This window comes from Nocardia sp. NPDC023852, from assembly GCF_040639505.1.
GTDB lineage: Bacteria > Actinomycetota > Actinomycetes > Mycobacteriales > Mycobacteriaceae > Nocardia.
The window spans coordinates 35,861-61,728 of sequence record NZ_JBFAAB010000023.1; the positions used below are offsets into that span (position 1 = coordinate 35,861).

28 protein-coding genes are annotated in these 25,868 nt (G+C 66.8%); 14 read left to right on the plus strand and 14 right to left on the minus strand.

Annotated elements, in window-relative coordinates; genetic code table 11:
• The first annotated feature begins 273 nt into the window (after positions 1–273).
• On the plus strand, positions 274–909 hold the full coding sequence (locus AB0H00_RS25170; protein ID WP_357270732.1) for a TetR family transcriptional regulator: 636 nt from the start codon (positions 274–276) through the stop codon (positions 907–909).
• An 83-nt stretch (positions 910–992) separates the two neighbouring features.
• Positions 993–1,676: a nucleoside/nucleotide kinase family protein gene (locus AB0H00_RS25175; protein WP_357270735.1), complete on the plus strand. Its 684-nt coding sequence runs from the start codon at positions 993–995 to the stop codon at positions 1,674–1,676.
• A gap of 127 nt (positions 1,677–1,803) precedes the next feature.
• On the opposite strand, the gene pgi is transcribed toward AB0H00_RS25175, so the two are convergent.
• On the minus strand, positions 1,804–3,441 hold the full coding sequence (gene pgi, locus AB0H00_RS25180) for a glucose-6-phosphate isomerase (RefSeq protein WP_357270738.1): 1,638 nt from the start codon (positions 3,439–3,441) through the stop codon (positions 1,804–1,806).
• A gap of 206 nt (positions 3,442–3,647) precedes the next feature.
• Between pgi and AB0H00_RS25185 the strand changes: the two genes are divergently transcribed.
• Positions 3,648–5,102 carry an NAD-dependent succinate-semialdehyde dehydrogenase gene (locus AB0H00_RS25185; protein WP_357270741.1) on the plus strand — a complete coding sequence of 485 codons (1,455 nt, stop codon included), beginning with the start codon at positions 3,648–3,650 and terminating at the stop codon, positions 5,100–5,102.
• Between the two features lie 183 nt (positions 5,103–5,285).
• Here the strand turns inward: AB0H00_RS25185 and AB0H00_RS25190 are convergent, their stop codons facing one another.
• Positions 5,286–5,579, minus strand: a complete 294-nt coding sequence (locus AB0H00_RS25190; RefSeq protein WP_357270745.1) for a chorismate mutase — start codon at positions 5,577–5,579, stop codon at positions 5,286–5,288.
• A 370-nt stretch (positions 5,580–5,949) separates the two neighbouring features.
• Here AB0H00_RS25190 and pcrA point away from each other — a divergent pair, with 370 nt between their 5' ends.
• Positions 5,950–8,535, plus strand: a complete 2,586-nt coding sequence (pcrA, locus tag AB0H00_RS25195; protein ID WP_357270748.1) for a DNA helicase PcrA — start codon at positions 5,950–5,952, stop codon at positions 8,533–8,535.
• 103 nt (positions 8,536–8,638) lie between these two features.
• The gene (locus AB0H00_RS25200; RefSeq protein ID WP_357270751.1) at positions 8,639–9,064 is read left to right on the plus strand and encodes a hypothetical protein; all 426 of its coding nucleotides are present in this window, start codon (positions 8,639–8,641) and stop codon (positions 9,062–9,064) included.
• A gap of 38 nt (positions 9,065–9,102) precedes the next feature.
• On the opposite strand, the gene AB0H00_RS25205 is transcribed toward AB0H00_RS25200, so the two are convergent.
• Complete coding sequence (locus AB0H00_RS25205; RefSeq protein WP_357270753.1) at positions 9,103–10,341, minus strand: M23 family metallopeptidase; 1,239 nt, start codon at positions 10,339–10,341, stop codon at positions 9,103–9,105.
• A gap of 536 nt (positions 10,342–10,877) precedes the next feature.
• On the opposite strand from AB0H00_RS25205, the gene sucC reads away from it, so the two are divergent.
• The 6 genes from sucC (at position 10,878) to purH (ending at position 18,672) form a co-directional block, all read left to right on the plus strand.
• On the plus strand, positions 10,878–12,044 hold the full coding sequence (sucC, locus tag AB0H00_RS25210; RefSeq protein ID WP_357270756.1) for an ADP-forming succinate--CoA ligase subunit beta: 1,167 nt from the start codon (positions 10,878–10,880) through the stop codon (positions 12,042–12,044).
• 25 nt (positions 12,045–12,069) lie between these two features.
• Positions 12,070–12,984, plus strand: coding sequence for a succinate--CoA ligase subunit alpha (gene sucD, locus AB0H00_RS25215; RefSeq protein ID WP_357270759.1), 915 nt, complete (start codon positions 12,070–12,072; stop codon positions 12,982–12,984).
• Between the two features lie 755 nt (positions 12,985–13,739).
• On the plus strand, positions 13,740–14,786 hold the full coding sequence (locus AB0H00_RS25220; RefSeq protein ID WP_357270762.1) for a DUF5336 domain-containing protein: 1,047 nt from the start codon (positions 13,740–13,742) through the stop codon (positions 14,784–14,786).
• 84 nt (positions 14,787–14,870) lie between these two features.
• Positions 14,871–16,388: a DUF6350 family protein gene (locus AB0H00_RS25225; RefSeq protein WP_357270765.1), complete on the plus strand. Its 1,518-nt coding sequence runs from the start codon at positions 14,871–14,873 to the stop codon at positions 16,386–16,388.
• 83 nt (positions 16,389–16,471) lie between these two features.
• Positions 16,472–17,104, plus strand: a complete 633-nt coding sequence (gene purN / locus AB0H00_RS25230) for a phosphoribosylglycinamide formyltransferase (RefSeq protein ID WP_357270768.1) — start codon at positions 16,472–16,474, stop codon at positions 17,102–17,104.
• Positions 17,101–18,672 carry a bifunctional phosphoribosylaminoimidazolecarboxamide formyltransferase/IMP cyclohydrolase gene (gene purH, locus AB0H00_RS25235; protein WP_357270771.1) on the plus strand — a complete coding sequence of 524 codons (1,572 nt, stop codon included), beginning with the start codon at positions 17,101–17,103 and terminating at the stop codon, positions 18,670–18,672. Before purN ends, purH begins: the two co-directional genes overlap by 4 nt.
• A 202-nt stretch (positions 18,673–18,874) precedes the next feature.
• Here purH and AB0H00_RS25240 read toward each other — a convergent pair whose 3' ends face one another.
• The 6 genes from AB0H00_RS25240 to rpmB all read right to left on the minus strand — a co-directional run bounded on the left by AB0H00_RS25240 (position 18,875) and on the right by rpmB (position 20,814).
• The gene (locus AB0H00_RS25240; protein WP_357270774.1) at positions 18,875–19,036 is read right to left on the minus strand and encodes a hypothetical protein; all 162 of its coding nucleotides are present in this window, start codon (positions 19,034–19,036) and stop codon (positions 18,875–18,877) included.
• 140 nt (positions 19,037–19,176) lie between these two features.
• Complete coding sequence (locus AB0H00_RS25245; RefSeq protein WP_357270777.1) at positions 19,177–19,638, minus strand: hypothetical protein; 462 nt, start codon at positions 19,636–19,638, stop codon at positions 19,177–19,179.
• Between the two features lie 161 nt (positions 19,639–19,799).
• A complete protein-coding gene (gene rpsR, locus AB0H00_RS25250; protein WP_024802192.1) occupies positions 19,800–20,054 on the minus strand; it encodes a 30S ribosomal protein S18 in 255 nt (84 codons plus the stop codon).
• 34 nt (positions 20,055–20,088) lie between these two features.
• A complete protein-coding gene (rpsN, locus tag AB0H00_RS25255; protein ID WP_357270781.1) occupies positions 20,089–20,394 on the minus strand; it encodes a 30S ribosomal protein S14 in 306 nt (101 codons plus the stop codon).
• Between the two features lies 1 nt (position 20,395).
• Positions 20,396–20,566 (minus strand): 50S ribosomal protein L33, encoded by a 171-nt coding sequence (gene rpmG, locus AB0H00_RS25260; protein ID WP_195094943.1) that lies wholly within the window; start codon positions 20,564–20,566, stop codon positions 20,396–20,398.
• Between the two features lie 11 nt (positions 20,567–20,577).
• Complete coding sequence (gene rpmB, locus AB0H00_RS25265) at positions 20,578–20,814, minus strand: 50S ribosomal protein L28 (RefSeq protein ID WP_067474136.1); 237 nt, start codon at positions 20,812–20,814, stop codon at positions 20,578–20,580.
• Positions 20,815–20,915: 101 nt separating this feature from the next.
• Between rpmB and AB0H00_RS25270 the strand changes: the two genes are divergently transcribed.
• Genes AB0H00_RS25270 through rpmF form a run of 3 tightly spaced genes read left to right on the plus strand, consistent with a single transcriptional unit; the run spans position 20,916 to position 22,670 of the window.
• A complete protein-coding gene (locus AB0H00_RS25270) occupies positions 20,916–22,247 on the plus strand; it encodes a GTP-binding protein (protein ID WP_357270785.1) in 1,332 nt (443 codons plus the stop codon).
• Positions 22,244–22,510 carry a type B 50S ribosomal protein L31 gene (locus AB0H00_RS25275; RefSeq protein ID WP_357270787.1) on the plus strand — a complete coding sequence of 89 codons (267 nt, stop codon included), beginning with the start codon at positions 22,244–22,246 and terminating at the stop codon, positions 22,508–22,510. Before AB0H00_RS25270 ends, AB0H00_RS25275 begins: the two co-directional genes overlap by 4 nt.
• A gap of 1 nt (position 22,511) precedes the next feature.
• Positions 22,512–22,670 carry a 50S ribosomal protein L32 gene (gene rpmF / locus AB0H00_RS25280; RefSeq protein WP_357270790.1) on the plus strand — a complete coding sequence of 53 codons (159 nt, stop codon included), beginning with the start codon at positions 22,512–22,514 and terminating at the stop codon, positions 22,668–22,670.
• Positions 22,671–23,208: 538 nt separating this feature from the next.
• On the opposite strand, the gene AB0H00_RS25285 is transcribed toward rpmF, so the two are convergent.
• The 5 genes from AB0H00_RS25285 to AB0H00_RS25305 all read right to left on the minus strand — a co-directional run bounded on the left by AB0H00_RS25285 (position 23,209) and on the right by AB0H00_RS25305 (position 25,863).
• Positions 23,209–23,652 carry a hypothetical protein gene (locus tag AB0H00_RS25285; RefSeq protein WP_357270793.1) on the minus strand — a complete coding sequence of 148 codons (444 nt, stop codon included), beginning with the start codon at positions 23,650–23,652 and terminating at the stop codon, positions 23,209–23,211.
• A complete protein-coding gene (locus tag AB0H00_RS25290; RefSeq protein ID WP_357270796.1) occupies positions 23,649–23,825 on the minus strand; it encodes a hypothetical protein in 177 nt (58 codons plus the stop codon). The genes AB0H00_RS25285 and AB0H00_RS25290 overlap by 4 nt, the downstream gene beginning before the upstream one ends.
• Before the next feature lie 206 nt (positions 23,826–24,031).
• Entirely contained in the window at positions 24,032–24,841 is an 810-nt protein-coding gene (locus AB0H00_RS25295; RefSeq protein ID WP_357270799.1) for an MHYT domain-containing protein, read from the minus strand.
• Entirely contained in the window at positions 24,834–25,391 is a 558-nt protein-coding gene (locus AB0H00_RS25300; RefSeq protein WP_357270899.1) for an ATP/GTP-binding protein, read from the minus strand. Before AB0H00_RS25300 ends, AB0H00_RS25295 begins: the two co-directional genes overlap by 8 nt.
• A 100-nt stretch (positions 25,392–25,491) precedes the next feature.
• On the minus strand, positions 25,492–25,863 hold the full coding sequence (locus AB0H00_RS25305) for a DUF742 domain-containing protein (protein WP_357270802.1): 372 nt from the start codon (positions 25,861–25,863) through the stop codon (positions 25,492–25,494).
• Between the last annotated feature and the right edge of the window lie 5 nt (positions 25,864–25,868).

Sequence of the window (25,868 nt, forward strand, 5' to 3'; positions counted from 1 at the left end):
GTACCCTCGTCGCGCCGGGCCGGCAATCGACGGGCGAGGATGGTGCCTGCGCGCTGGTGCTGGATTGCCATGAATGCCTATCTCCGCGTTCGGCACCGATGGCTCGCAGACTGTTCGAAGAGCGGTCGCCATTGGGTGACGGAGGCCCACCGCTCGGTAGTTGAGACTGTCACAAACTACTGAGTGCGACGGATAGTAGTCAAGAAAGCTGTCGGCGGTCATTGTGAGCGGCATCTCGAAAGTGTCGACGTACGAGTCTGCTTGACTGGAGATGTGAGTGCCACCGTCCAGCGCCACCCCCGAGGCGAAGCTCGCGGCGCGATTGTTCGCAGTGCTCGAAAACTCTTCGGTAGCAAGGGATACCACGGCACGAGCCTGCGCGAGATCGCACATCTCGCGGAGGTCAGCGAGGCCCTTCTCTACCGCTATTTCGGAGGCAAAGAGGCGCTGTTCGAGGAGGCGGTGTGTGAGCCGTACCGCGGCTTCATCGAAGACTTTCTCGACCACTGGAAACGCACTGACGCCCAGCTCTCCAATGCGGAGGTGGTCGCGCGATTCGTCAGCGGTCTCTACGATTTCGTGCTGGAGAACCGTGACCTCCTCTTCGCGCTCGCGGCCGCGAACCGGTTCGGGAACACGGAGATCGGCGAGGCGGGCCTGCTGAGCGACGGTATCCGGAGTCTGGTCGAATTCGCCGCGACGGAAGCCGACGCGCGCGGCCTAGGACACATCGACCTCGAAATGGCAGGCTCCTGCACCATTGCGCTGGTAATGGCAATGGGAATTCTCGATGACCTGTTGTTCCCCAGCGGTGTCGGCCGTCCCAGCAAGACACGTTTGGTGCGCGAAATGACCAAGTACGTCGAGGCAGGTGTCCAGCAGGCACAAGAGATCACGCCGGCCGGTTGATACCGCGACGTGGCCGAAGCCACGGCGTATCGCATGAAACGGCTTGTCCATGTGCCACTCGACCGGGCGGTAGGGTGGCGGTGGTGGCCGGGGAGTTCGTGGAGCGACCGTTGGGCTGGCTGGTCCGGCGAGTATTGGGCCGGGCTGGGAGCGGACGGTATCTGGTGGGGATCGCGGGTCCGCCAGGGGCGGGCAAGTCGAGGTTGGCCGGTCTACTGCGGAACGCGATCGATGCCGAGGCAGGGACGGCCGTCGCCGAGATCGCGCCCATGGACGGCTATCACTTGCCCAACTCCATGTTGCGTGCGGCAGGAAGCCTTGCGCGTAAAGGGGAGCCGGATACCTTCGACGTCGCGGGATACCTCGCGGGCCTGCGCCGGTTGCGGACCACGCCGCTGGGCAAGCCGGTCGCCTGGCCGACGTTCGACCGGAGGAGCGATGCGCCGGTACCCGGCGGTGTGGTGTTCGACCGGCAATCCATCGTGCTCACCGAAGGCAACTACCTTCTGCTGGACGATTTCGAGGGGCGGACGTGGTCGGCGGTACGGACACTGCTCGACGAATGTTGGTACCTGGACGCGCCGCGGGAACTGATCGAGGATCGCCTGCTCCGTAGGCACATTCGCGGTGGCCGAACACAGGCGGCGGCGATAAGAAAGGTGCACGAGAGCGATCTGCGCAACGCGGACCTGATCGCGACCACAATGGCGCGCGCCGATCTGATACTGCGCGAGCACGCGGGGCGCTACGCGGTCGCCGAGCGCTGACCGCTCTGCCACCCCGCGCAGCCGCGGATCGAAGGCGCGCTCGGCAGGCGCACCGTCATCCAGCGCACTCGGAAGCGCCGCGCGCCCAAGGTCGAAACCCGCTACCGCGCCACTCCGGTGATCGTTGTCAGCGGTTTGCGCGGTACCAGCGAATGAGTGCGTCGGTAGACGAGTCGTCCTGCGGCGCCGGGTCGTTCGCCGCGGTCAGCAGCGGAGCGAGCGCGAGCGCCTGCTGCTTGCCGAGTTCCACGCCCCACTGGTCGAAGCTGTCGATGCCCCAGATCGTGCCTTCGACGAAGACCTGGTGCTCGTAGAGGGCGATGAGCTGCCCGACGGCCGACGGCGTGAGTTGCGGCGCGAGAATGGTGGTCGTCGGACGGTTGCCCGGCATCACCTTGTGCGGCACCACCTTCGGGTCGGTGCCTTCCGCGGTGATCTCCTCGGCGGTTTTGCCGAACGCGAGCACCTTGGTCTGCGCGAAAAGGTTGCTCATCAGGATGTCGTGCATGCTGCCGGTGCCGTCCCGGGTCGCCAGGTCGTCGGTGGGACGGGCGAACCCGATGAAGTCGGCCGGGATGAGGCGGGTGCCCTGGTGCAGCAACTGATAGAAGGCGTGCTGGCCGTTGGTTCCCGGTTCGCCCCAGAAGATCTCGCCGGTCGAGGTGGTGACCGGGGTGCCGTCGGCACGCACCGACTTGCCGTTGGACTCCATGGTCAGCTGTTGCAGGTAGGCAGGGAAGCGGGCCAGGTCGTTCGAATACGGCAGCACAGCACGGGATTCCGCGCCGAAGAAGTTCGAGTACCAGACACCGAGCAGGCCGAGCAGCACCGGTGCGTTCGCTTCCAGCGGCGCCGACGCGAAATGTCGGTCCACTACGTGCATTCCGGCGAGAAACTCCGCGAAGCGCTCCTTGCCGATGGTCGCCATCACCGAAAGGCCGATGGCCGAGTCCACCGAGTAGCGCCCGCCGACCCAGTCCCAGAAGCCGAACATGTTCGCGGTGTCGATGCCGAACTCCGCCACCCGCTCGGCGTTGGTGGAGACCGCGACGAAGTGTTTGGCGACGGCGTCCTCGCCGAGGGCCGCGACCAGCCAGCGCCGGGCCGCGGTCGCGTTGGTCAACGTCTCCAGGGTGGAGAACGTCTTGGAGGCCACGATGAACAGCGTTGACGCCTGGTCGAGCCCGTCGAGCTTCGAGACCAGGTCGGCAGGGTCGACGTTCGAGACGAACCGTGCGCCGATGCCTGCGTCGGCGTAGTGCCGCAGCGCCTGATGCACCATCGCAGGCCCCAGATCCGAACCGCCGATGCCGATGTTGACCACCGTCGCGATGCGCTCGCCGGTCGCGCCCCGCCACTCGCCGGAGCGCAGCGCATCGGTGAAATCATTCATCCGCCGCAGTACGTCGTGCACCTCGGCGCCCGCGTCGGCGCCGTCGACGGTCACGGTCTCGCCTTCCGGCAGCCGCAGCGCGACATGTCCGACCGCTCGGTTCTCGGAGGTGTTGATGTGGTCGCCGCGGTACATCGCGTCCCTGCGCTCGGGTACGCCCGCCTCGCGCGCCAATTCGACGAGCAGTTGCAAGGTCTCCCTGGTCACCCTGTGCTTGCTGTAGTCGATGTGCAGGTCCCCCACCTGGACGGTCAGCTCGCTTCCACGGGCGGGATCGTCGGCGAAGAACTCCCTGAGGTGTCGTCCCGCGACGGCACCGTGGTGATCGTGCAGTTTCCGCCATGCCGCCGTCGCGGTGATGTCGCTGCTCACGTCCGCCGAGGTTACAAGCAGGCTTCGCTGTGCGCACGGGAATGTCCGCTGAGCAGGCGGCAATGAGCGCGACGCTGTGTGCTGCCGTGCTGTTGGACGCCGTGCCGTGCGAAGCCGAGGAGCCAACGAATCCCGGGCGCGCCGAGATTCGGGCGCCGACCGTGCGATCAACGGTGGGCCTCGGCGGAGCGGCATAGTCTGGCCTCATGGTGTCCGAACGTGAAGTTCTCGAATCCGTACCGACGCGACTGTGGATCGGCGGGCCCGTCGACGCCACCGGCGCAGGCACCTTCCCGGTGCACAATCCGGCGACCGGGGAGGTGCTGGCCCAGGTCGCGGACGCGACACCAGAGGACGCCGTGCGCGCGCTGGACGCGGCCGTCGCGGTCCAGGCCGAGTGGGCGGCCACGCCCGCGCGGGAGCGGGCGGAGATCCTACGGAAGGTGTTCGAGCGGATCACCGCGCGCGCGGAGGAGTTCGCACTGCTGATGACCCTGGAGATGGGCAAGGCGCTGCCGGAGAGCCGCAACGAGGTGCGCTACGGCGCCGAGTTCTTCCGGTGGTTCAGCGAGGAGGCGGTGCGTGTGCACGGGCGCTACCTGCACGCGCCGTCCGGCAGCGGCCGCATCGTGGTGCACAAGCAGCCGGTGGGCCCCTGCCTGGCGATCACACCCTGGAACTTCCCGCTGGCCATGGGGACGCGCAAGATCGGCCCCGCGCTCGCCGCGGGCTGCACGATGATCGTCAAGCCCGCGTCGGCCACGCCCCTGACCATGCTGCTGCTGGCGAAGCTGTGCGATGAGGCCGGTCTCCCCGACGGCGTGCTGTCGGTGATCACATCCAGCCGGTCGGGCGCGGTCACCCAGCCGCTGCTGGACGATCCCCGGCTGCGCAAACTGACTTTCACCGGCTCCACCGAGGTCGGCAAGAAACTGGTGGAGAAATCGGCGAACGGACTGCTGCGCACCTCGATGGAGCTCGGCGGCAACGCTCCGTTCGTGGTGTTCGACGACGCCGACGTCGACGCCGCCGTGCAGGGCGCGATGCTGGCGAAACTACGAAACGGCGGCGAGGCGTGTACAGCGGCCAACCGTTTTCATGTGCAGAACGGTGTCCTCGGGGAGTTCACCACCAAGTTCGTCGAGGCGATGTCCAGCAGCGTGACCCTCGGGCCTGGCTCCGACCCGGACACGACGCTCGGCCCGCTGATCAACGAGGACCAGCTCAATACGGTCAGTGAGCTGGTCGACGACGCCGTCGCGGCAGGCGCACGGGTGCGCATCGGCGGCAAGGCGCCCGGCGGACCCGGCTGGTTCTACCCGGCGACCATCCTCAGCGACGTTCCGGCGCAGGCCAGGATCCTGCGCGAGGAGGTATTCGGCCCGGTTGCCCCGATCGTCGGTTTCGAGACCGAGGAGGAGGGTCTCGCTGCCGCGAACGACACAGAGTTCGGTCTGGTCAGTTACGTCTACACCCGCGACCTCGACCGCGCCTTCCGAATCGCCGAGGGCCTGGAATCCGGCATGGTAGGCGTCAACCGCGGTGTCATCTCCGACCCCGCCGCCCCCTTCGGCGGTGTCAAGGAGTCCGGCTTCGGCCGGGAGGGCGGAACCGAGGGCATCGAGGAGTATCTGTCCACCAAGTACATCGCCCTCACTTGAGCGCAGCCGCCATAATGCAGCCGAACGGCTCGCAACCGCCCTGGCGGTAGCTCAGCTCCGGTCCTCGGTAACGACTGCCCCGGGGGTCCCGCGCACTCGGGGCGGCCTCGGGGATGCGACGGCCATACGATCGCCGCGTGGTTCTATGAGCCGTGCTCGACAGCTGAGAACAGGTTCCCGCGATCAGTGGCCGAGGCGGCCGCGTCCGAGACGAAGCAGCAACATCGCGAGGGTGTGGCCTTCCTGGCCGAGTTCACTGAAGCGCTCCAGCACCTTCATTTCCCGGCTGTGCACGAGGCGCGTCCCGCCGGACGCCATCCGAGTCCGGCCGATGATCCGGGAGATCTCCGTGCGGCGCTTGATGGCGGCGAGGATCTCGGCATCGAGGCGGTCGATCTCCTTGCGGAGTTTGTCGATCTCGGCCTCGGTCCGCGGTAATGCGGATTCCGATCCGGTCCTCGTGGCGGGGGTGCTCATCATTCATCTCCTCGTGTCAGAACATCGATCGGTGCGCGCGCTCGGCTTGTTACCGATCAGTTCTTTCACCGTGAAACAGACCTGGTGGGACCTTGTATTGCCCCCCCACCAAGGCGTGCTCAGGTACAGGCTCCGCGATCACGATTCTCCGGCGGGTGGCCGGACGGGATGTATCGGGAGGGGGCAGAACATTCGGCCAGTCTGCCACGGGGTGGAAGGTCTGCAAAACGATTGTGTTTGTGAGCTTCCTGATATGCCCTGGTCGGTTCACTCGCGCTTCCCAGCAGTGGGAGCTCGGCTCGTTCACTCCGGAGGACATCGAACCCGGGGCTTCATGTCTGTCGGTGCCCGCCGGTAGCGTGGATGGACGATGGACATCACGGTGGCTCCCACAACGCATGCCGGTCGGGTCGGGCACCCGGATCCGACTTCGAATCCGCAGATCGTCGGCGGAAACGCCGAGGAGGGAGTGTGGCGCGCCGCGGTCCCCGAGCCGCCGCCGGCGGACTCCGAGCGCGAACAGCAGCGCATCGAGCGGGAGGAGCGCCGTGCCGAGGAGGCTGAACGACTTCTCGACGGGCTCAACCCGCAGCAACGCGCGGCGGTCGTGCACACCGGATCGCCCCTGCTGATCGTGGCAGGCGCGGGATCGGGCAAGACGGCCGTGCTCACCCGTCGCATCGCCTACCTGCTCGCCACCCGCGGGGTGACCCCTGGTCAGGTGCTCGCCATCACCTTCACCAACAAGGCCGCCGCGGAGATGCGGGAGCGCGTGATCGGATTGGTCGGCCCGCGCGCGAACAACATGTGGGTGTCCACCTTCCACTCCAGCTGTGTTCGCATCCTGCGTACGCAGGCCGCGCTCCTGCCCGGCTTGAATTCGAATTTCTCCATCTACGATGCCGACGATTCACGGCGGCTGCTCACCATGATCAGCCGCGACCTGGATATCGACACCAAGAAGTATTCGGCGCGGCTATTGGCGACCGCGATCTCGAATCTGAAGAACGAACTCGTCGGCCCGGTCCGGGCCACAACGGACGCCGAGTCGGACGATGCGGAACTGCCCAGCTTGGTGGCCAGGGTCTATACCGAGTATCAGCGTCGGCTGCGCACGGCGAACGCCATGGACTTCGACGACCTGATCGGCGAGACGGTGGCCCTGCTGCAGAACCATCCGCAGGTCGCCGAGTATTACCGCCGCCGGTTCCGGCATGTGCTGGTGGACGAGTATCAGGACACCAACCACGCGCAGTACGTCCTGATACGCGAGCTGGTGGGGCATCATCTGGCGGACGAGGGCGAGGACCGGGTACCGCCCAGCGAACTGTGCGTTGTCGGCGACGCCGACCAGTCGATCTACGCCTTCCGCGGGGCAACCATCCGTAACATCGAGGAGTTCGAGCGGGACTTCCCCGACGCGGAAACCATTCTGCTTGAACAGAACTACCGCTCCACCCAGCACATTCTGTCCGCCGCCAACGCGGTGATCGCACGCAACGAGAACCGGCGAGACAAGAAGCTGTGGACCGATTCCGGCGAGGGTGACCTGATCACCGGCTACGTCGCCGACAACGAGCACGACGAGGCGTCGTTCGTGGCGCGCGAGATCGACCGGCTGGTCGACCAAGGCGACGCCAACTACGGCGACGTCGCGGTGTTCTATCGCACGAACAATAATTCCCGTGCGCTGGAAGAGATCTTCATCCGGATGGGGCTGCCGTACAAAGTGGTCGGCGGCGTCCGCTTCTACGAGCGCAAGGAGGTGCGCGATATCGTCGCCTACCTGCGGGTGCTGGAGAACCCGGACGACGCGGTGAGCATGCGCCGCATCTTGAACACCCCCCGCCGCGGTATCGGTGATCGGGCCGAAGCCTGCGTCGCGGTGCACGCCGACCAGCGCGGGATCGGTTTCGCCGCCGCCCTGCGCGATGCCGCCAACGGCAAGGTGGCGCTGCTGAACACGCGTGCGCAGCGCGCCATCATGGGCTTCCTGGACCTGCTCGACGAGATTCGGGCAGCGGGCGAACGCGTCGAATCCGACTTCCCGGACGTCGGCAATATCGTCGAGGCGGTGCTGGAGCGCACCGGCTACCGTGCCGAGCTGGAGGCCTCGGACGACCCGCAGGACGGCGCCCGGCTGGACAACCTCAACGAATTGGTCAGCGTCGCAAGGGAATTCAGCTCCGAGGCATACAACAACGCGGAGGCTGCCCGGCAGGAAGGTCTGCTGCCGGAGGTAGGCGAGGGCGAGCCGGACCCCGGTTCGCTCGCCGCGTTCCTGGAACGGGTGTCACTGGTTGCCGACACCGACCAGATTCCGGACGAAGGCTCCGGCGTCGTCACGATGATGACATTGCACACGGCCAAGGGGCTGGAGTTTCCCGTGGTATTCGTGACCGGGTGGGAGGACGGGCAGTTCCCACACATGCGTGCGCTAGGCGACCCGACCGAGCTGGCCGAGGAACGTCGCCTCGCCTACGTCGGCATCACCAGGGCAAGGCAGCGCTTGTATCTCACCCGCGCGGTGGTCCGTTCCGGCTGGGGGCAGCCGGTCTCCAATCCGGAATCGCGCTTTCTGCAAGAAATTCCGGGACATCTCCTCGACTGGCGGCGGCTGGAGCCCGCCGGGTCGTCCGCGTCCAGGGGTATTCGGCGGCGCGGTGGCGACGATGACGGGTTGGAGCGGGACTGGACTCGTGGCGACGGATGGTCCGAGCCGCGTCCCGGGGTGCGTGACCGTGGCCCGCGCAGGCCCGCACCCGGCGGCTCGACACGAAACAACACCACTCTGGTGCTCGCGGTAGGCGATCGGGTCAGCGACGACAAGTACGGTCTCGGCCGCGTGATTGCCGCCGAGGGCTTCGGGCCGCTGGCCACCGTGACCATAGATTTCGGCACCGCGGGAAAGATCCGGCTGATCCCGCAGTACAGCAGGACGCTGATCAAGCTCTGAATGTTCGGGCGCGCAGTCGCGCGTCCGAGTTGGGTTCCGCGAGTGTGCGGCGGGGCCTCTCGGCACTTCCGCGTGGTCCCGACGCCTCGGTAGGGTCCGCGATATGGATACGGTCGCGCAACACATCCTGTGGTTTCTGCCCATGCTGTGGCTCGGTATGGTGCTGGCCATCTCGTTCCTGGAAGCGCCGCTGAAGTTTCGTGCGCCCGGCGTTACTCTGCCCCTCGGCCTCGGTATCGGCCGCTTGGTGTTTCGCGCACTGAACGTCGCCGAGTCCGTGCTTGCCGTGCTGCTGGTGGTCGCCGCGTTGATCGTAGGGCCTGGCACGGCGAGTCGGCTCTGGCTCGCCGTCGCCGTCGCAGTCCTGGCCGTCCAGGTAATGGCAGTGCGACCACCTCTGTCCCGGCGCACCGACCGCCTCCTGGCAGGCGAAGACCTACCCCGCTCACACGCTCATTACTGGTACATAGGCCTGGAAGTCGCCAAGGTGGTGGTGCTGGTCGGTCTCGCGATCGCCGCGGCACCGTAGCGCAGGCCCGCACAACGGCGCGGTCGTATCCCGACCGATCAGTCGCGCTGAGGGCCGAGGCTGATGCCGCGGCTCGCCAGCCAGGGGAGGGGATCGACCTTGTCGACGCCGTGCAGCCAGACCTCGAAGTGGCAATGCGGGCCGGTGGAGAAGCCGCGGTTGCCGATCGTGGCGATCTGGTCGCCTGCCATCACGCGCTGGCCCTGCGAGACGGTGGCGGTGTCGATGTGGCCGTAGATGGTGATGGTGCCGTCGTCGTGCAGCAGACGGACCCACATGCCGAAGCCCGCAGCGGGACCGGCCTCGACCACGGTGGCGTCGGCGACGGCGTAGATCGGGGTGCCGATCGGTCCCGCGATATCGATTCCGAGATGCTGCACACCCCAGCGGGCGCCGAATCCGGAGGTGAAGGTACCCGCGGCGAATTTGGTGAAGAGCGGACGGAGCTTCGCGGCCTCTTGGGCGGCGAGGTCCTCGGCGTACTTCTGGCCCTTATGCAGGATGTCGTTGAACTGGCCGAGATCGGCCGGCGCCGAAACATTCAGGACCTGCGGCGATTCCGGCGAGGCGCTGGGGTCGGCCACGTTCATCGACTGCGCGGCGATCTCGTGGACCTGGCCTGCGGCTTCGTAGTCGACCGTCTGTGACGGCTGCTCCGGCGCAGCGAAAGCGGCCTGGCCGGCGGCGACGACCGCGCCGGCGGCAACCGCGGCGACCGCGGCGCGCCCCTTGAGGGCGGCGGGCGGTGCGGGCAGGCGGTGCGCGCCACCACGCTTGTTCGAGCCGCGACGGGCGGGGATTACCGTGGGCCCGGCGGGAGTGTCCGACTCGGGTTCGGTGACCTCGGGCGCCCAGCTCTCCTCTGAAGCCCAGCCGCCGTCTTCGGACACCCACGAGTTCTCCTCGGGCGCCCAAGAGCTCTCTTCGGCCCACGCATTGCCGGAGTCCCATGCACCACCGTCGGACCAGGAGTTATCCTGCCACTCCTGCTGTCCGGACTCGTTGTCCGCAGCCCAGGCGTTGTCGTAGCCGGCGTTCTGGTAAGCCGCACTGTTGTAGTGCGAGTTGTCGACGGGGGTGTCGCTTTCGCCCGCTGCGTCGTAGCCGTATTCGGCCTGCGGTACCGCCGCGGGGGTCGCGCTGTACTGCGAGTTCCGATGCCGGTCCATCGACGGGGTCGCGGGTCCGCCGGTCACGCCGAAGGACTCGCTGTCGAGGCGGTAACGATGTGCCGACAGCGCGCGATCATCGGTAGCGAAGGTAGAGCGATGGTTCATCGGCGGTGCCGCATCGTGAAGCGGAAGATATTCGAATATCCGCTGGTCAGCGGTGTCGGTCGGTCATATGCGGAGCGGCTCTCCGTCTGCGGAGTGCTGTGCTGCGTCAAGGCTTGCCGTCCTCCTCGTCGTGACCGTGTTGTGACATCGACCGCAATGACGGTAACGAAACGATTGCGTGCCCACAAGCGCTGCGCGACTCCTATTCAAACATGTGATATTCATCACGCTCGCCCTGCGGAATATCTCACCTCGCTACGGGCACTCGAGAGAGGTCATTCGACGACGGGCTGTAGTAGGCCGACACCTCCTCCGGGTTCGGCGGCTCTACCTGGCGCGGCGTCGGCAACCTACTCATCGGTAGCGTTGGCCAGCGGTTTTACCGTTGTCGGCGCCGCTCCGTGACCTGCGCCACTTAGGATGTATGTGGCCGATTGGCCGTCCATGTGACTGGTTAGAGTCCGACCCGACCCGCTTCCGACGTCGGGCCGCCAACAAAGACGTTGTCATCACAACGCAGACGAGACGGTGAATACATGGATCTCTTCGAATATCAGGCGAAGGAGCTCTTCGTTAAGCACGGAGTGCCTTCGTCCGAGGGCCGCGTCACGGACACGGTCGTCGAAGCCCGCGCCATCGCGGAGGAAATCGGCAAGCCGGTGATGATCAAGGCCCAGGTCAAAACCGGTGGCCGCGGCAAGGCGGGTGGCGTCAAGTATGCCGCCACCCCGGACGACGCGCTCACGCACGCGCAGAACATTCTCGGCCTGGACATCAAAGGCCACATCGTCAAGAAGCTCCTGGTCGCCGAGGCGAAGGACATCGCGGAGGAGTACTACATCTCCTTCTTGCTGGATCGTGCGAACCGGACTTACCTGGCCATGTGCTCGGTCGAGGGTGGCATGGAAATCGAAGAGGTCGCCGCGACCAAGCCGGAGCGGCTGGCCAAGGTTCCGGTCGACGCGGTCAAGGGCGTCGACCTGGCGTTCGCGCGGTCGATCGCCGAGCAGGGCCATCTGCCCGCCGACGTGCTGGACGCCGCGGCCGTGACCATCCAGAAACTGTGGGAGGTGTTCGTCAAGGAGGACGCCACCCTGGTCGAGGTCAACCCGCTGGTGCGCACGCCGCAGAACGAGATCCTCGCGCTGGACGGCAAGGTCACCCTGGACGAGAACGCCGAATTCCGCCATGAGGACCACGAGGCGTTCGCGGACAAGGACGCGACCGACCCGCTGGAGCTCAAGGCCAAGGAGAACGACCTCAACTACGTCAAGCTCGACGGTGAGGTCGGCATCATCGGCAACGGCGCGGGTCTGGTCATGTCGACCCTGGACGTCGTCGCTTACGCGGGGGAGGGTCACGGCGGCGTGAAGCCTGCCAACTTCCTGGACATCGGTGGTGGCGCCTCGGCCGCGGTGATGGCCGCCGGCCTCGATGTCATCCTGAACGACGAGCAGGTCAAGAGCGTGTTCGTCAATGTCTTCGGCGGCATCACCGCCTGCGACGCGGTCGCCAACGGCATCGTCAAGGCGCTGGAGATCCTGGGCGACAACGCGAACAAGCCGCTGGTGGTCCGGCTGGATGGCAACCGAGTGGACGAGGGCCGCAAGATCCTCGTCGACGCCGCGCACCCGCTGGTGACGCTGGCGCAGACAATGGACGAAGGCGCCGACAAGGCCGCCGAACTGGCAGCCGCCCGATAACGACGGCCGAGTAAGGACGAAAAGAATGTCTATTTTCCTGAACAAGGATTCCAAGGTCATCGTCCAGGGCATCACGGGCGGCGAGGGCACCAAGCACACCGCGCTGATGCTGAAGGCCGGCACCCAGGTCGTCGGTGGTGTGAACGCGCGCAAGGCGGGCAGCACCGTCGCGCACACCGACAAGGACGGCAACGCGGTCGAGCTTCCGGTGTTCGGCACCGTCGCCGAGGCCATCGAGAAGACCGGCGCCGACGTGTCCATCGCGTTCGTGCCGCCGAAATTCGCCAAGGACGCCATCATCGAGGCCATCGACGCGGAGATCCCGCTCCTCGTGGTCATCACCGAAGGCATCCCGGTGCAGGACACCGCGTACGCGTGGGCCTACAACGTGGAGAAGGGCGCCAAGACCCGGATCATCGGTCCGAACTGTCCCGGCATCATCACCCCGGGCGAGTCGCTGGTCGGCATCACCCCGGCCAACATCACCGGCAAGGGCCCGATCGGCCTTGTCTCGAAGTCGGGCACGCTGACCTACCAGATGATGTACGAGCTGCGTGACTTCGGCTTCTCCACCTCGATCGGCATCGGCGGCGACCCGGTCATCGGCACCACCCACATCGACGCCATCGAGGCGTTCGAGAAGGACCCGGAGACCAAGCTGATCGTGATGATCGGCGAGATCGGCGGCGACGCCGAGGAGCGGGCCGCAGCCTACATCAAGGCCAACGTCACCAAGCCTGTCGTCGGCTACGTCGCGGGCTTCACCGCCCCCGAGGGCAAGACGATGGGCCATGCGGGCGCGATCGTTTCCGGTTCGTCGGGCACCGCCCAGGCGAAGAAGGACGCGTTGGAGGCCGCGGGCGTGAAGGTCGGCAAGACGCCGTCCGAGACCGCCGCGCTGGCTCGCGAGATCTTGGAGAAGGCCAGCATCAGCGCCTGATCCGCGAGACGAACGAAGGCCGCCTCCGAATTCGGGAGGCGGCCTTCGTCATGTGTGGCGGTGGGCTCGGCTCGGGCAGAAGCCGAGCTTCCTGACCAGCCACGCGCGGCACTATTCGTCCGGGCTCGTCGGGAACCTCTGTCTTCTTCCTCCTTATCGACACGAGACAGACCCCCGGGGGGTTCATCTCCGCGGTCGAGTGGAGCGGAGTCGAATTGCCGCAGGGGTGCAGGAACGTCACAGCCGCCATTTCGCTACCCCCTCGTTCATCCCACTGATCCATGCTCGACAGGCGCCTCGTCGCTCATTCCCCGGTACTGAGAAATCCGGCAGTGTGAAACGAGCCACCATGACCAGCGCACGGATCATCGCTACCGCCGTGCTCACCGCCGCCCGTTCACGGCATGGGGACGGCCCCGCCGCGACGGACTCGGTCGCTCTGTCCCGTACCAGCAGCTCGGTGAGTGCTGCACGAGGACGACGTCGGTGCGGACGGCGGCGAATCGTCCGATTACGACGGCGTCGGCGGGGAATGCGCTTGATGTGTCCAGCAGCACGCCCGAGCGAAGACTCCCGCGGCTTCTATCGTGTGCTCCGGCGTCCACCCGCAAACGGCTCGCGACCTGCCGGGCATCGGCAGATCCGGCCGTCCGGCCAGTCGGTCGAAGGTGACCTGAGCGAGGGAGTGCAGTAGCGTCAGAACAGAGAGATCCAGCCGTGAAGACCCTGTACGACTCGACCTAGGAGACGACGACATGTCATACCCGACCGGGGGCTCCGGGTACAACCAACCCGCGCCTTCAGCACCATCCACCCAAGGCCCCTCGGCGGGTGGTGCGAGTTCAGGTTCGAGCGCTACCGGTTCCGATGCCAAAGGTCTGCCGTTCTTCCTGGCGGTCGGCGTAGCGGCGCTCGGCGTGATCAACTTCCTGCTCGGCTTTCTCCCGTTCCTCGGTAGCAAGCCGGTCGACTTCGGCGGTACCCGGGTGAGCAGCCCGGAGACGGCGAAGTTGTTCGAGGTGGCGTCCGGCTCGCCACTGCTCGGACTGCTGCTGCTCGGTGGCCTGCTGGCGGGTCTGTCCCTGCTGCCGAAGCAGAGCTGGATCGGGGCGGCCGCGGCGGCATCGACCGCGGGCTTTTTCGCGCTCTTGTTCCAGTCCTTCAATTTCGGTGAGGGCACCGTGCTGAAGTGGGGCGCGTACGTCGTGCTCGTGCTCGCCTTCGCGCAGGCCGCGGTCGCGATCGGCGCGCTGCTGTTCGAGGCGGGCATTGTGAAGGCACCCGCGCCCCGCCCGGCCACCCCCAGCGGATTCGGTCAAGGTGGCTACGGCCAGCAGCAGTTCGGGCAGGGTCAGCCGTCCTTCGGGCAGAGCCCGCCGAACCAGCCCGGCTACGGACAGAGCAGCCCCTACGGGCAGTCCGGCTTCGGTGGCCAGTCCGGCGCGCCGCAGTTTCCGTCGCAGCCTTCGCCCTACGGGCAGAACCAGCCGGGTCAGCCGACCTATGGTCAGGGGCAGCCGGGCCAGTCCTATGGTCAGCCGCAGTCACCCTACGGGCAAAGTCAGCCGACCACTGCCTACGGCGCCTCCCAGCCGAGTTCACCCTATGGCGCGCAGCCGCGCCCGGACGAGAGCTCGACCCAGCAGTTCGGTGGTCAGCAGCCCGGCCAGCAGTCGCCGTACGGTTCGCCGAGCTTCGGTCAGCAGCAGGGCCAGCAGGGCCAGCCGTTCGGCGGCGAACAGGGTAGCGATCCGTCCTCCGACGCCACACAGGCATTCCGTCCTTCGGACGACAACAAGTAAGACAGCGGCACCTTCCTCGGCGCGGCGGCCGCACCCGGCGCGCCTGACTCGGTCGCGCCGGGGAAGCTGCCACGCTGAAAAGCCATGAGCTACCCCAGAAACTTCCCGGCGCGCCGTACGGGCAGGTCGCGGGCGCCGCAACCACGCCATGACGCGGACGAGACCGGGTTTCTGTCGCTTACCCCCGAACGAGCCAGGGTGCTCGTCTCGGTCGCCGGACGCCCCGCGACGTTCGCACTGATCACCATGATCATTCTCGCGCTCGGCGCACTACTGTCCGCAGGAAGCAATCTGGCGGGCACCTCGGGTGCGATCGCCGCCGGATGGCTGGGCATGCATCAGGTTCCGCTGGTGATCGGTAAGACCCCACTCCACCTTCTCCCACTGTTGCCCACAGCGCTGCTGGTCTGGCTTGCCGGCCGCGAATGCGCACGCGCCGTGGAATCGAACAGCACCAGGGCCGATCTCGGCTGGATCGTCGGCGCCGCGCTGGCTGGTCCGCTGCTGGTCACCGCGATATGTCTGGCGGTCGCCGAGGACGCTTCCGGTGTCATCGCGCTGCAACCGCCGAACACCCTCGCTGCGTTCGCTTGGGTGGGCGGGTTATATCTGCTCGCCGCCGTGGCAGGTATCGCGACCAGCATCCGGCGCCGGCTTTTCGTGCTGCTGAGCTTGCCCGACTGGGTCGTCTCGGGACTCTATGGCGCCGGCCGGTCCGTTTTTCGCCTGCTGGCCTGCGCCACCGCGGTCGTACTGGTGTCGTTCGTCGCCCATATCTCTCGGCTGGGCGATACCTACCAGTCGGCGGGTAACGCCGCGGGAGTGATCGGGCTGACCCTCCTCTCGCTGGCCTATCTGCCGAACCTCGCGGTCCAGACCGTCGGTGTGCTGGTCGGATCCAGCGCGCAGTTCGGCGTCGCCTCGTTCGGGGTGTTCTCTGTCGTGGGCGGCCCCATTCCGGCTGTGCCGCTGCTGGCCGCGGTTCCCACCGGACCTGCGGCGGGGTGGTGGGTGGTGCTGTTGGTCGTCCCTGCGGCGATCGGGGTGCTCGGTGGGTTGGACTGTGCTCGGACCTCGACCGACCGGATCACCGCGCCCTGGGCCACGCTGACCTCGGCCGGGCTGGCCGCCTTCGCCTCCACGGTGCTCGGCGCCGTCGCGGGCGGTGAGCTCGGCGCGTTCGGTCGGGTCGGGCTCGACCTGCCGATCTTCGCGATGATCACTTTCGCATGGCTCGCCATCCCCGGATATGTGGGTTTGACGTTCGCTCGCTGGTATATCGACCCGGTCGGTGCTCCGCCCGCCGACTACACCGATCCGTACGACGACTATCACGACGAGGACACGGAGTACTACTCCGACGAGGAATACCACGACGACTACTACACCGACGCGGATCACCACGACGACTACGACGCCGACGACTATTACTACGACGACGAGTACGGTGACGACGGGCCGGAGCTGGAAGGTGAACTCGTGGACGAACAGCCCGCGATCGCGATCACTCGCGGGTACCACGCCGAAAACGCACCCGACATCGTCGACGCCGAAGTGGTCGAGGCGGACCTGCCGGACAGCGACCGGGTAGACGGTCGTTAGGCTCTAACCCGGCGGTGTCGCATCCCGTCCGCCATCCGATCGACCGCAGGAGTAGAGCGCTGACGCCTCAGCACGCCCCGTGGATGCCCGCAGCGGCCCCGGCGACCGTCGTCGTGCTCGCGTCGGGTACCGGCTCGCTGCTGCGCGCGCTCTTGGAGGCCACCTCCACGGTCGACTATCCGGCAAATGTCGTCGCGGTGGGCGTCGACCGCAGCTGCCCCGCCACCGGGTACGCCGACGCCGCGGGCGTGCCGCACTTCCGAGTGGCGTTGAAGGACTTTTCGGACCGCGCCGCGTGGGATGTCGCGCTCACCGACGCGGTCGCCACCTACGACCCCGACCTCGTGGTGTCGGCAGGTTTCATGAAACTTCTCGGGCCCGCTTTCCTGGATCGGTTCGGCGGCCGAATCCTCAACACCCACCCCGCGCTGCTTCCCGCGTTCCCTGGCGCGCACGCGGTCCGCGACGCGCTGGCCTACGGGGTGCGAGTCACCGGCTCCACCGTCCATCTGGTCGACGCGGGTGTGGACACGGGGCCGATCCTCGCGCAAGAGGCGGTCGCGGTGCTGCCCGGTGACGACGAGGCCACCCTGCACGAACGCATCAAGGTTGTCGAGCGACGGTTGCTGGCGGAGGTTGTCGCCGCCGTCGCGACGCGAGGCATTGTCTCCGACGGACGAAAGGCAGTTATCCCAGATGAGCGAGTTCTCCGGTGAGTGAACGCAAGCCGATCGGCAGGGCGCTGGTGAGCGTCTACGACAAGACGGGCCTCATCGAGCTCGCGACCGGTCTGCACGCCGCGGGCATCGAGCTGGTCTCGACCGGGTCCACCGCGGGCAAGATCGCCGAAGCGGGCATCCCGGTGACCAAGGTCGAGGACCTGACCGGATTCCCGGAGACCCTGGACGGTCGGGTCAAGACGCTGCACCCGCGGGTGCATGCGGGCATCCTGGCCGACTCACGCAAGCAGGAGCACGTCGACCAGCTGATCGAACTCGGCGTCGAGGCGTTCCAGCTGGTCGTGGTGAACCTCTACCCGTTCAGCCAGACCGTGGCGAGCGGGGCGAGCCAGGACGAGTGCGTCGAGCAGATCGATATCGGCGGTCCGTCCATGGTGCGCGCCGCTGCGAAGAACCATCCTTCGGTGGCCGTGGTCGTCGACAGCGGCGACTACGACGACGTGCTGGCTGCGGTGAAGTCCGGCGGCTTCACACTTGCCGAGCGAATGGCACTGGCGGCCAAGGCTTTTCAGCACACCGCGAGCTATGACGTGGCGGTTGCCGGCTGGATGACCACTGTGCTCGCCGTCGATGGCGAGCACGCCGACGCGGCGATCCAGTTCCCTGAGTGGCTCGGCGGCACCTGGGAGCAGTCGGCGGTACTGCGCTACGGCGAGAATCCGCACCAGGCCGCCGCGCTGTACACCAACGGAGACGGCAGTCTCGGGCTGGCGCAGGCACAGCAGTTGCACGGCAAGGATATGTCGTACAACAACTATGTCGACGCCGACGCGGCATGGCGTGCCGCGTTCGACCACGACGCTCCCACCGTCGCGATCATCAAGCACGCCAACCCCTGTGGGATCGCGGTCGGCGCCGACCTCGCCGAGGCCCACCGCAAGGCGCACGCTTGCGACCCGGTCAGCGCGTTCGGCGGTGTGATCGCCGCGAACCGCGAGGTCACCGTTGAGATGGCCGAGCAGGTCGCTGAGATCTTCACCGAAGTGATCGTCGCTCCCTCCTACGCCGATGGCGCCGTGGAAGTGTTGCAGCGCAAGAAGAACGTGCGCATCCTGGTCGCGCAGCCGCCGCGTCGCGGGGGCGCCGAACTGCGCCCGATCAGTGGAGGTGTGCTGCTGCAGCAGCGCGACGTGCTCGACGCCATCGGCGACGACCCGGCCAACTGGACCCTGGCCGCGGGCGAGCCCGCCGACCCGGAAACCCTGGCCGATCTCGAATTCGCCTGGCGCGCTTGCCGTGCCGTGAAGTCCAACGCGATCCTGCTCGCCCACGACGGCGCGTCCGTTGGCGTCGGCATGGGTCAGGTCAATCGAGTGGACGCGGTCGGCCTCGCGGTTCAGCGGGCCGGAGATCGCGCCAAGGGCTCGGTGGCCGCCTCCGACGCCTACTTCCCGTTCCCGGACGGCCCGCAAACCCTGATTCAGGCCGGCGTCCGCGCCATCGTCCAACCCGGCGGCTCCGTCCGCGACCAGGAGACAATCGACCTCGCCCGCGAAGCGGGCGTAACCCTCTACCTCACCGGCGCGCGCCACTTCGCCCACTGAGGTCGGCAGTCGACCAGAAACGCCGTGTCGGGCTATTGATTCGACACGGCGTTCGGTTTTCGTAGGGGTCGCCGCACTGTCCGCCCCAGTTTTCGCCGGCTGCTACGGCGACCCCTGATCCGCGTAGCCGGACCGTGGGCTCATGAACTCCCATGTCGTCCGTTGTGCCGGTGTTGGCCGGTCTACGTTTGTACGTTCGTGCCTACAGTTGGGCGACAGGTTGCCGGTCGCCGGTCCGAATGGCGGAGAACACCCGCTCGACCGCGTTCTTTTTCTCCCCGACCGGCGCCACGTAGTGGATCATGGCGTGGTCGGCGGCCTCGCCGGGCCCCTGGTCGATCACCACGGCGGCCAGGTACTGCACAGGCAGCCACCGGCCGTGGCTATGTTGCCGACCGCGTGGAACAGCGCGTCCAGAACCTCGACGCCGTACGCCTCCGCGCTGTTCGACGCGATGGGTGAACGCGCGCGGTGACAGCCAGCCCCTACGCCCGGACTGTCCTACTAGACTGCGCTGAGTACTGTCCGGTTGCCGAGCGGCGCTTTCAGCTGCACCTCCAAGGTGCCGAAAACCGCTATCATCGTGCACATTCGGCCCACTGCGTCTGCGCGGGTGCCCGAGCGGAGTTCGATGGTCACTGTCGCATCGGTCTCGGTGACCGATGCGTCCACGCCGTAACACTCCGGCGCTCCTGTCTCGAAATTCACCGCGATCCGGTTGTCCGCCAACCTCGTCCATGATCTGAACGGGATCGGGTGCGGGCTGACGATCGTCGGGTCGGCAGTGAACCCGTTGCCCTGGTTGCCTTTCGGGTCCTCTATCGGCGTACTCGGTGCCGTGGCACTCGTGGTGCTCGTGTTCTGCTGTTTCCCATCGTCGTTCGAGCCACCACAGCCTGCGGCGGTGAGACAGGCGAGCACTACGGCGACAGCTGCGACGGCGCGTCCGGCCGGGATCCGATCCATGCCCTCAACCCTAGTTGGCGTAGCTGTCCTAGTTGGCGTAGCTGTCCGTTCGGCGCGGGCTGCTGTCCATCCTGTGAGTCGGCTTCCTCGGCAGCGACGACAAGCCCCCCGGCGCTCGCGCATCGGGGGGCTTGCGTTTCCGTTGGTGTCGGAGCTCGTGCCTACCGGCTGGTGAACGGCAGGAGCGCCATCTCACGGGCGTTCTTCACCGCGATAGCGACCTGACGCTGCTGCTGCGGGGTGAGTCCGGTGACTCGGCGGCTGCGAATCTTGCCGCGGTCGGAGATGAACGTACGCAGCAGGTTCACGTCTTTGTAGTCGACCGTCTCGATACCCGCGGCGATGAGCGGGTTCTTCTTGGGACGGCGGGCCTGCTCGGCGCGAACCTTCTTAGACGGTGCTCGCTTTACTGCCATATGACGGGTTCCTTCTCACGAGATCAGTGGTTGTTTACCAGCTCGATTTGTGCACACCGGGCAATTCACCCCGGTGGGCCATCTCGCGCACACGCACACGGGAGAGTCCGAACTTCCTGAGATGACCGCGCGGTCGTCCGTCGGCGGCGTCCCGATTGCGCAATCTTACCGGACTGGCGTTTCGCGGCTGTCGTCGCAGTTCGGCCTGGGCAGCCGCGCGGCCACTGTCCGACGTGCCCGGATTTCGGATGAGCTCCTTCAGTTCGGCGCGACGTTCGGCGTAGCGTGCCACGATCGCCCTGCGCTGTTGGTCGCGCGCGATCTTCGACTTCTTGGCCATCTCAGCGCTCCTCACGGAAGTCGACGTGCTTGCGCACGACCGGGTCGTACTTGCGCAGCACCATGCGGTCCGGGTCGTTGCGGCGGTTCTTGCGGGTCACATAGGTATACCCGGTGCCCGCCGTCGACTTCAGCTTGACGATCGGGCGGATGTCGGTCGATTTCGACGCCATGGGAATGCTCCTCAGATCTTGTCGCCGCGCGCCCGGATTCGGGCAACTACAGCCTCGATTCCGTCCCGGTCGATGGTCTTGATGCCCTTGGCGGAGACCGTCAGCGTGATGCGACGGCCCTCGCTGGGCAGGTAGTAGGTCTTGCGCTGGACGTTCGGGTTCCAGCGCCGGCTGGTCCGCTTGTGTGAGTGCGACACGGACTTGCCGAATCCGGGTTTGCGCCCGGTGACCTGGCAGTGGGCCGACATGCGGACTCCCTCCAGTAGATGACAATCATTTTCGACAACGGCTGTTCGACAATGTACCGTTGCTCAACAGCAAATGAAAATCGTTACCGAAAGGGGTTTCGGTGGATTCCGCCCTGCTCCCACCCGAGTCCGACCGGAGGACGCCTGTGGTGGTACTCGCCGGCTTCGCGGGACTCGCCGCGGACGGCGTGGATCACGCGGCCGCCGCGCTGCGCGAGACGGCGGGCACCGTCGTCGTCCGACACGATCTAGCCCAGCTGCGGGAAGGTGTCGTGCACCGCACGGTGCGCACAGCGACACAGGAGACCTCGGCCGTGCTCGAACTCGCGCACGGCTGCGTCTCCTGCACGCTGCGCATGGACCTGCTCCCACTGCTGTGCACGCTTGCCCAGCGCGACTCGGTCGACCGCATCGTGCTCGCGCTGGACCCCGCCTTCGAGGCGGAAGCCGTATGCCAGGCCATCGAGCAGGTGGTGGTCACCGGTGTGATCGGTCGCCTTGACGGTCCGGCCGGGCGAGACGTGCGTGTGCAGGCGGTACTCACCTGCCTGGACTCCGCCGCTTGGCTGGCCGATGCGACCGGTGACGAGACCCTCGCCGAGCGCGGTCTCGCCTACGCCGACGATGACCGGACGGTCGCGCAGCTGGCCGTCGGTCAGGTCGAGTTTGCCGATGTCGTGTTCGCTGTGGGCGCCGTAGACATGGCGGGCGGCGTGCAGGCGGATCGGGGCAAGCTCGCCGCCGTGCTGGCCCGCCTGGCGCCCGGTGCGCCGGTCGTCTGGGTGGACAATCCGAGCGAACTCACGCTCACTTGCGTCGAGACGCTGCTCGAGCGCGTCCCCGCGGACTCGCGGCGCGGCCGGGTCTTCGACGCGCACGCACCGCTTCTGCGCGGCCGACCGCCATTGACCAGCGACTACGGTGTCGTGCTCATGGAATTCGCCGCCGGAAGGCCGTTCCACCCCGCCCGCCTGCACGAGGCACTGGACGTGCTGTTCGAGGGCGTGGTGACCGCCCGCGGGCGGATCTGGCTGGCCACTCAGCCCGACGAGGTGGTGTGGCTGGAGTCCGCGGGCGGCGGCCTGCGAGTTGGCGGCGCGGGGCGTTGGCTGGCGGCCATGTCCGAGGACGAATTGGCCGAGGCGGATCCGGAGCGGAGGGCGATGGCCGCGATGCGCTGGGACGAGCGCTTCGGGGACCGGGACATCTCGCTGGCGATCCTGATACACGACGCGGATCCTGCCGATATCCGCGCGGCGCTGCACTGGGCGCTGGTGGAAGACGAGGAACTGCGGCTGGTCGAGCGGGCGCCGGATCGGGTTGCCGAATGGGAGGACCCGTTCGGGGAGTGGCACGCCGACCCGTGCGAGAACGACGAGACGGCGGGCGTGCCTGTGGAAGACGGAAAGAGCTCGAGAGGAGAGGCGAAATGAAGAAGGGTATCCATCCGGAATATCACCCGGTGGTCTTCGAGGACGCGAGCACCGGAAAGCGGTTCCGCACTCGATCCACCGCCACCAGCGCGCGCACTGTGGAGTGGACCGACGGCAACACCTACCCACTGCTGACGGTGGATGTGACCGCCGACTCGCACCCGTTCTGGACCGGCGCCCACCGCGTGCTGGACGCCCAGGGTCGGGTGGAGAAGTTCGAGCGCAAGTACGGCAAGCGCGTCGCGCCCAAGAGGGAGGTCTGACATGGCGGTTCCGAAGCGGAAGATGTCGCGGTCGAACACCCGTAGCCGCCGGGCGAACTGGAAGGCGACCCCTCCGGATCTGGTGTCGGTGACAGTCGGGGGCGTCGTGCGCCGAGTGCCGCGCAGGCTGGTCGCTGCCGTGCGGCGCGGCCTGATCTGACACTGTGTTTGTTCTGCAGCGCCTGCGGCGCTGCGTGGTCTCGGCCCCCTGATGGCTCGCGTCCGAGCGACCGACGCCGGCGACTTCGTCGTGGAGGCGTCGGCTGCTCGGAGGCGCGCCGGGCCGCGAAATGCCGTAGGTGCCGAACGCGTCGGTCGATGGTCGATGGTCGATGGACCCGAACCGGCGACAGCGCGAATCTGAGAAAAAGTTTGTGAGCGCGACGCGGCGAAGCGGCAATCTGATGGCTACCGATGTGACGTATGTCATATGGCAACATGGCGTATGAAGTGATTGCGGCAAGATAGCTGGTGGATGGAATACCTACTGAGAGTTCGTTTTTGTAGGCGGAAAAGTCCTGCGGAAGTGATGCATTCGTAGCCTGACACCGGTACCCTCATGCGGGAGGGCGGGTTCTCCTGGTCCCCAGGAGAACCCGCTCATCGCCAAAGTTTCCGGCTTCTCGCCGATGATGATCTTCCGATTCCTTTCTCCCGCAGTCGGTTGCGTATTCACGGCAGTTCTCTCTGTGTGGCGGTCAGTTCTTCGAGGTCAGCTCCGTGGGCCCGCTGCTGCTGCTCGGGGCGCACCGATTGTCGCCACCGTGACCCGGGAAACCGGGCAAGTGTGGCAACAGCGCCTCCAGTCGAGCCAACTGCTCACCGACCAGCGCAGCGGGCCCCTCGATCAGGGAAAGCGGCCACGGCCAATCCCGCCCGTTGCACCGCTCCACCCGGTCGGCGAGCTCGGCCGTCGTAGCCTCCAGTTCGCTGATCTCGGTACGTAATTCGCCGATCTGCGTTCGCATTTCGGCCGACTCGCTCTCCAACTGCTCGATCCGAATCAGCGCCGCGGCCAGCCCGTCCACCAGAGTGCGATGGCGGCCGTTCGCTTCGGTGCCGAGCTGTGGCCACCCGGACAGGTCGGGCCCGCGCAGCTGAATCTGGATGTCGCGCAGCACTGCCTCTTGTTCCGGCGTCACCTACGAGTCCTCCTGTCCACCGAATGCTCGAAATGCCGTGCGCCAGCGATCATCCGCCTCGGCCGCGGCAACCCACCGGGCAGGGTCAGGCCGCCGCCGAACGGATTCCGCACCACGGAGTCGAACCCGCCGCGGCCCTGGGCGTTCGGCAGCGTGGTCAGACCGAAACGCATGACTCCCACTGTAAGTCGGCCGACCGGCGGATTCCCGGACATCGTGGAACCGGGGTCGACTGGACCGCGTCCGATGTGGACTCCAGGGTCCGTTCCGGGTGAATCCGCCGGTCCAGGTCGGCCGCAGCGCGGAATAAGGTCGGCTTCAGCGTGATTCGGCCGATCAAGCGTATCCGCGTCAGCGCACGAGTCGTGCCGCCTTCACGTCAGCGCACGGGCTCCAGCCTCGGTCGCGGGCGCTTCGACGCAGTCGCGAACTCGCGGCGGTCCGGAGCGATCAGGACCGCGGAGATCGGCACCGCCAGCGCCAGCAAGCCGATGACGAACATCGGGAATACGAAGTCGAACAACTCCACACCCGAAGGCACCTTCGCCGACCGGTCCACATCGAAATGCAGTGCGGCAAGTGCGGTGTAGTACGTCGCGGCCACGCCGACTCCGAATAGCAGCAAGGTGACGGTCCGGGCCAGCGGGAGGCGCAGCGCCTGGAAGGACCACAACGTCGCCGTCGCGGTGATCACCGCGATCACGGCCGAGATGGTGGCCAGCCACATCGTCACGCCGACCGAACCCTGGATCTGGATCGAGCCGATACCGAGGTAGTGCGTCAGTCCGATGCCGAGGCCCAGTACCAGGCCGCCGGAAAACAGCAGCGGAAGGCGCAGGCTGCGTCCAATGATGAGCAATGTCGCGAACACCGTGACAATCGAGACCACCATGGCGGCGACCAACCTGCCCGAGTCGTAACGAATCGCGCTACCAGGAACTTTCAGGCCGAGCATGGCTACCGACGTCGCGAGCCACACCCCGACTCCACCGAGTGACACCGCCGCGGAGGCCAGCCACACCAGCCGGAACTGCGCCGAGCGCGCGGCGTGCGCAACGCATGCGAGCCCAACCAACGCGCCGAGCAGTGAGATTCCCAACGACAGCACGACCAGCCAGTAGCCCATGGCGAACTGGTCGACGGCCGGGCTCGCGTCGGTGGCTGCGGCCAGCACCGCGACCTCATGCATGCCGGGCGGTTCCTTCCAGTTCGCCCGATTTGAGCTGGGCGATCGCATACTCGGTGACCGCCGCCAGCGACTGGCGCACCTCGAGCGCGTTGCGCGCATCGATATCCACGATCGGCACGCCCTCGCGCACCGAAAGCGCCTCGCGCAGTTCGGCGATGGGAAAGCGCGGCGCGTCGGGGAACCGGTTGACCGCGATCAGGAACGGCAGCTTGCGGGCTTCGAAGAAGTCGACCGCGGCGAAGCTGTCCTCCAGCCGCCTGGTGTCGATCAGCACCACGGCGCCGATCGCACCGCGGATCAGGTCGTCCCACATAAACCAGAAACGCCGCTGACCAGGGGTGCCGAACAGATAAAGCACCAGATTGCCAGGGAGGATGATCCGGCCGAAATCCATCGCGACCGTCGTGGTTTCCTTCTCCGGCGTATCGGCGAGATCGTCGATACCGTCGGAGAAGCGAGTCACCATCGCCTCGGTGCGCAGCGGAACTATCTCCGACACGGCACCGACGAATGTGGTCTTCCCCGCGCCGAAGCCGCCCGCGACAACGATCTTCGTCGAAGCGACCCGGTTGTCGACGCCGTCCGGCCCCGAGGTGCCGCCCGGTCCGGAATTCCCACTTGGCCCGGGATTTCCACTGGGCCCCAGATTCTTATAGGGCGCGGAGTCCACGCAATGTCCTCTCCATTAGGGAACGACGCTCGTCATAACTCGCCTCGTCGGTCAGGGTCGAATGGACGCGCACGGTGCCGTCGACGACGAGATCGCCGATCACCACCCGAACCATGCCGAGAGGCCGGTCGAGATGCGCCGCGATCTCGGCGACCGACAGTTGGTGCGCGCCGAGTCGCAGTATCTCAGTTCGGATGTCACCGGTCGGCCAGTCGAGATGTGCAGTGTACGACAGGGTTTCGATCACCGCCTCGAGCGGCAGCGCGACCGCCGGTTCGGTACGCCCTGAGGTCAGGGCATAGGGCCGGACGCGTGTGGCTGGTCGTGGTCCGGGTCCGTATGGGTTGGACATCACAC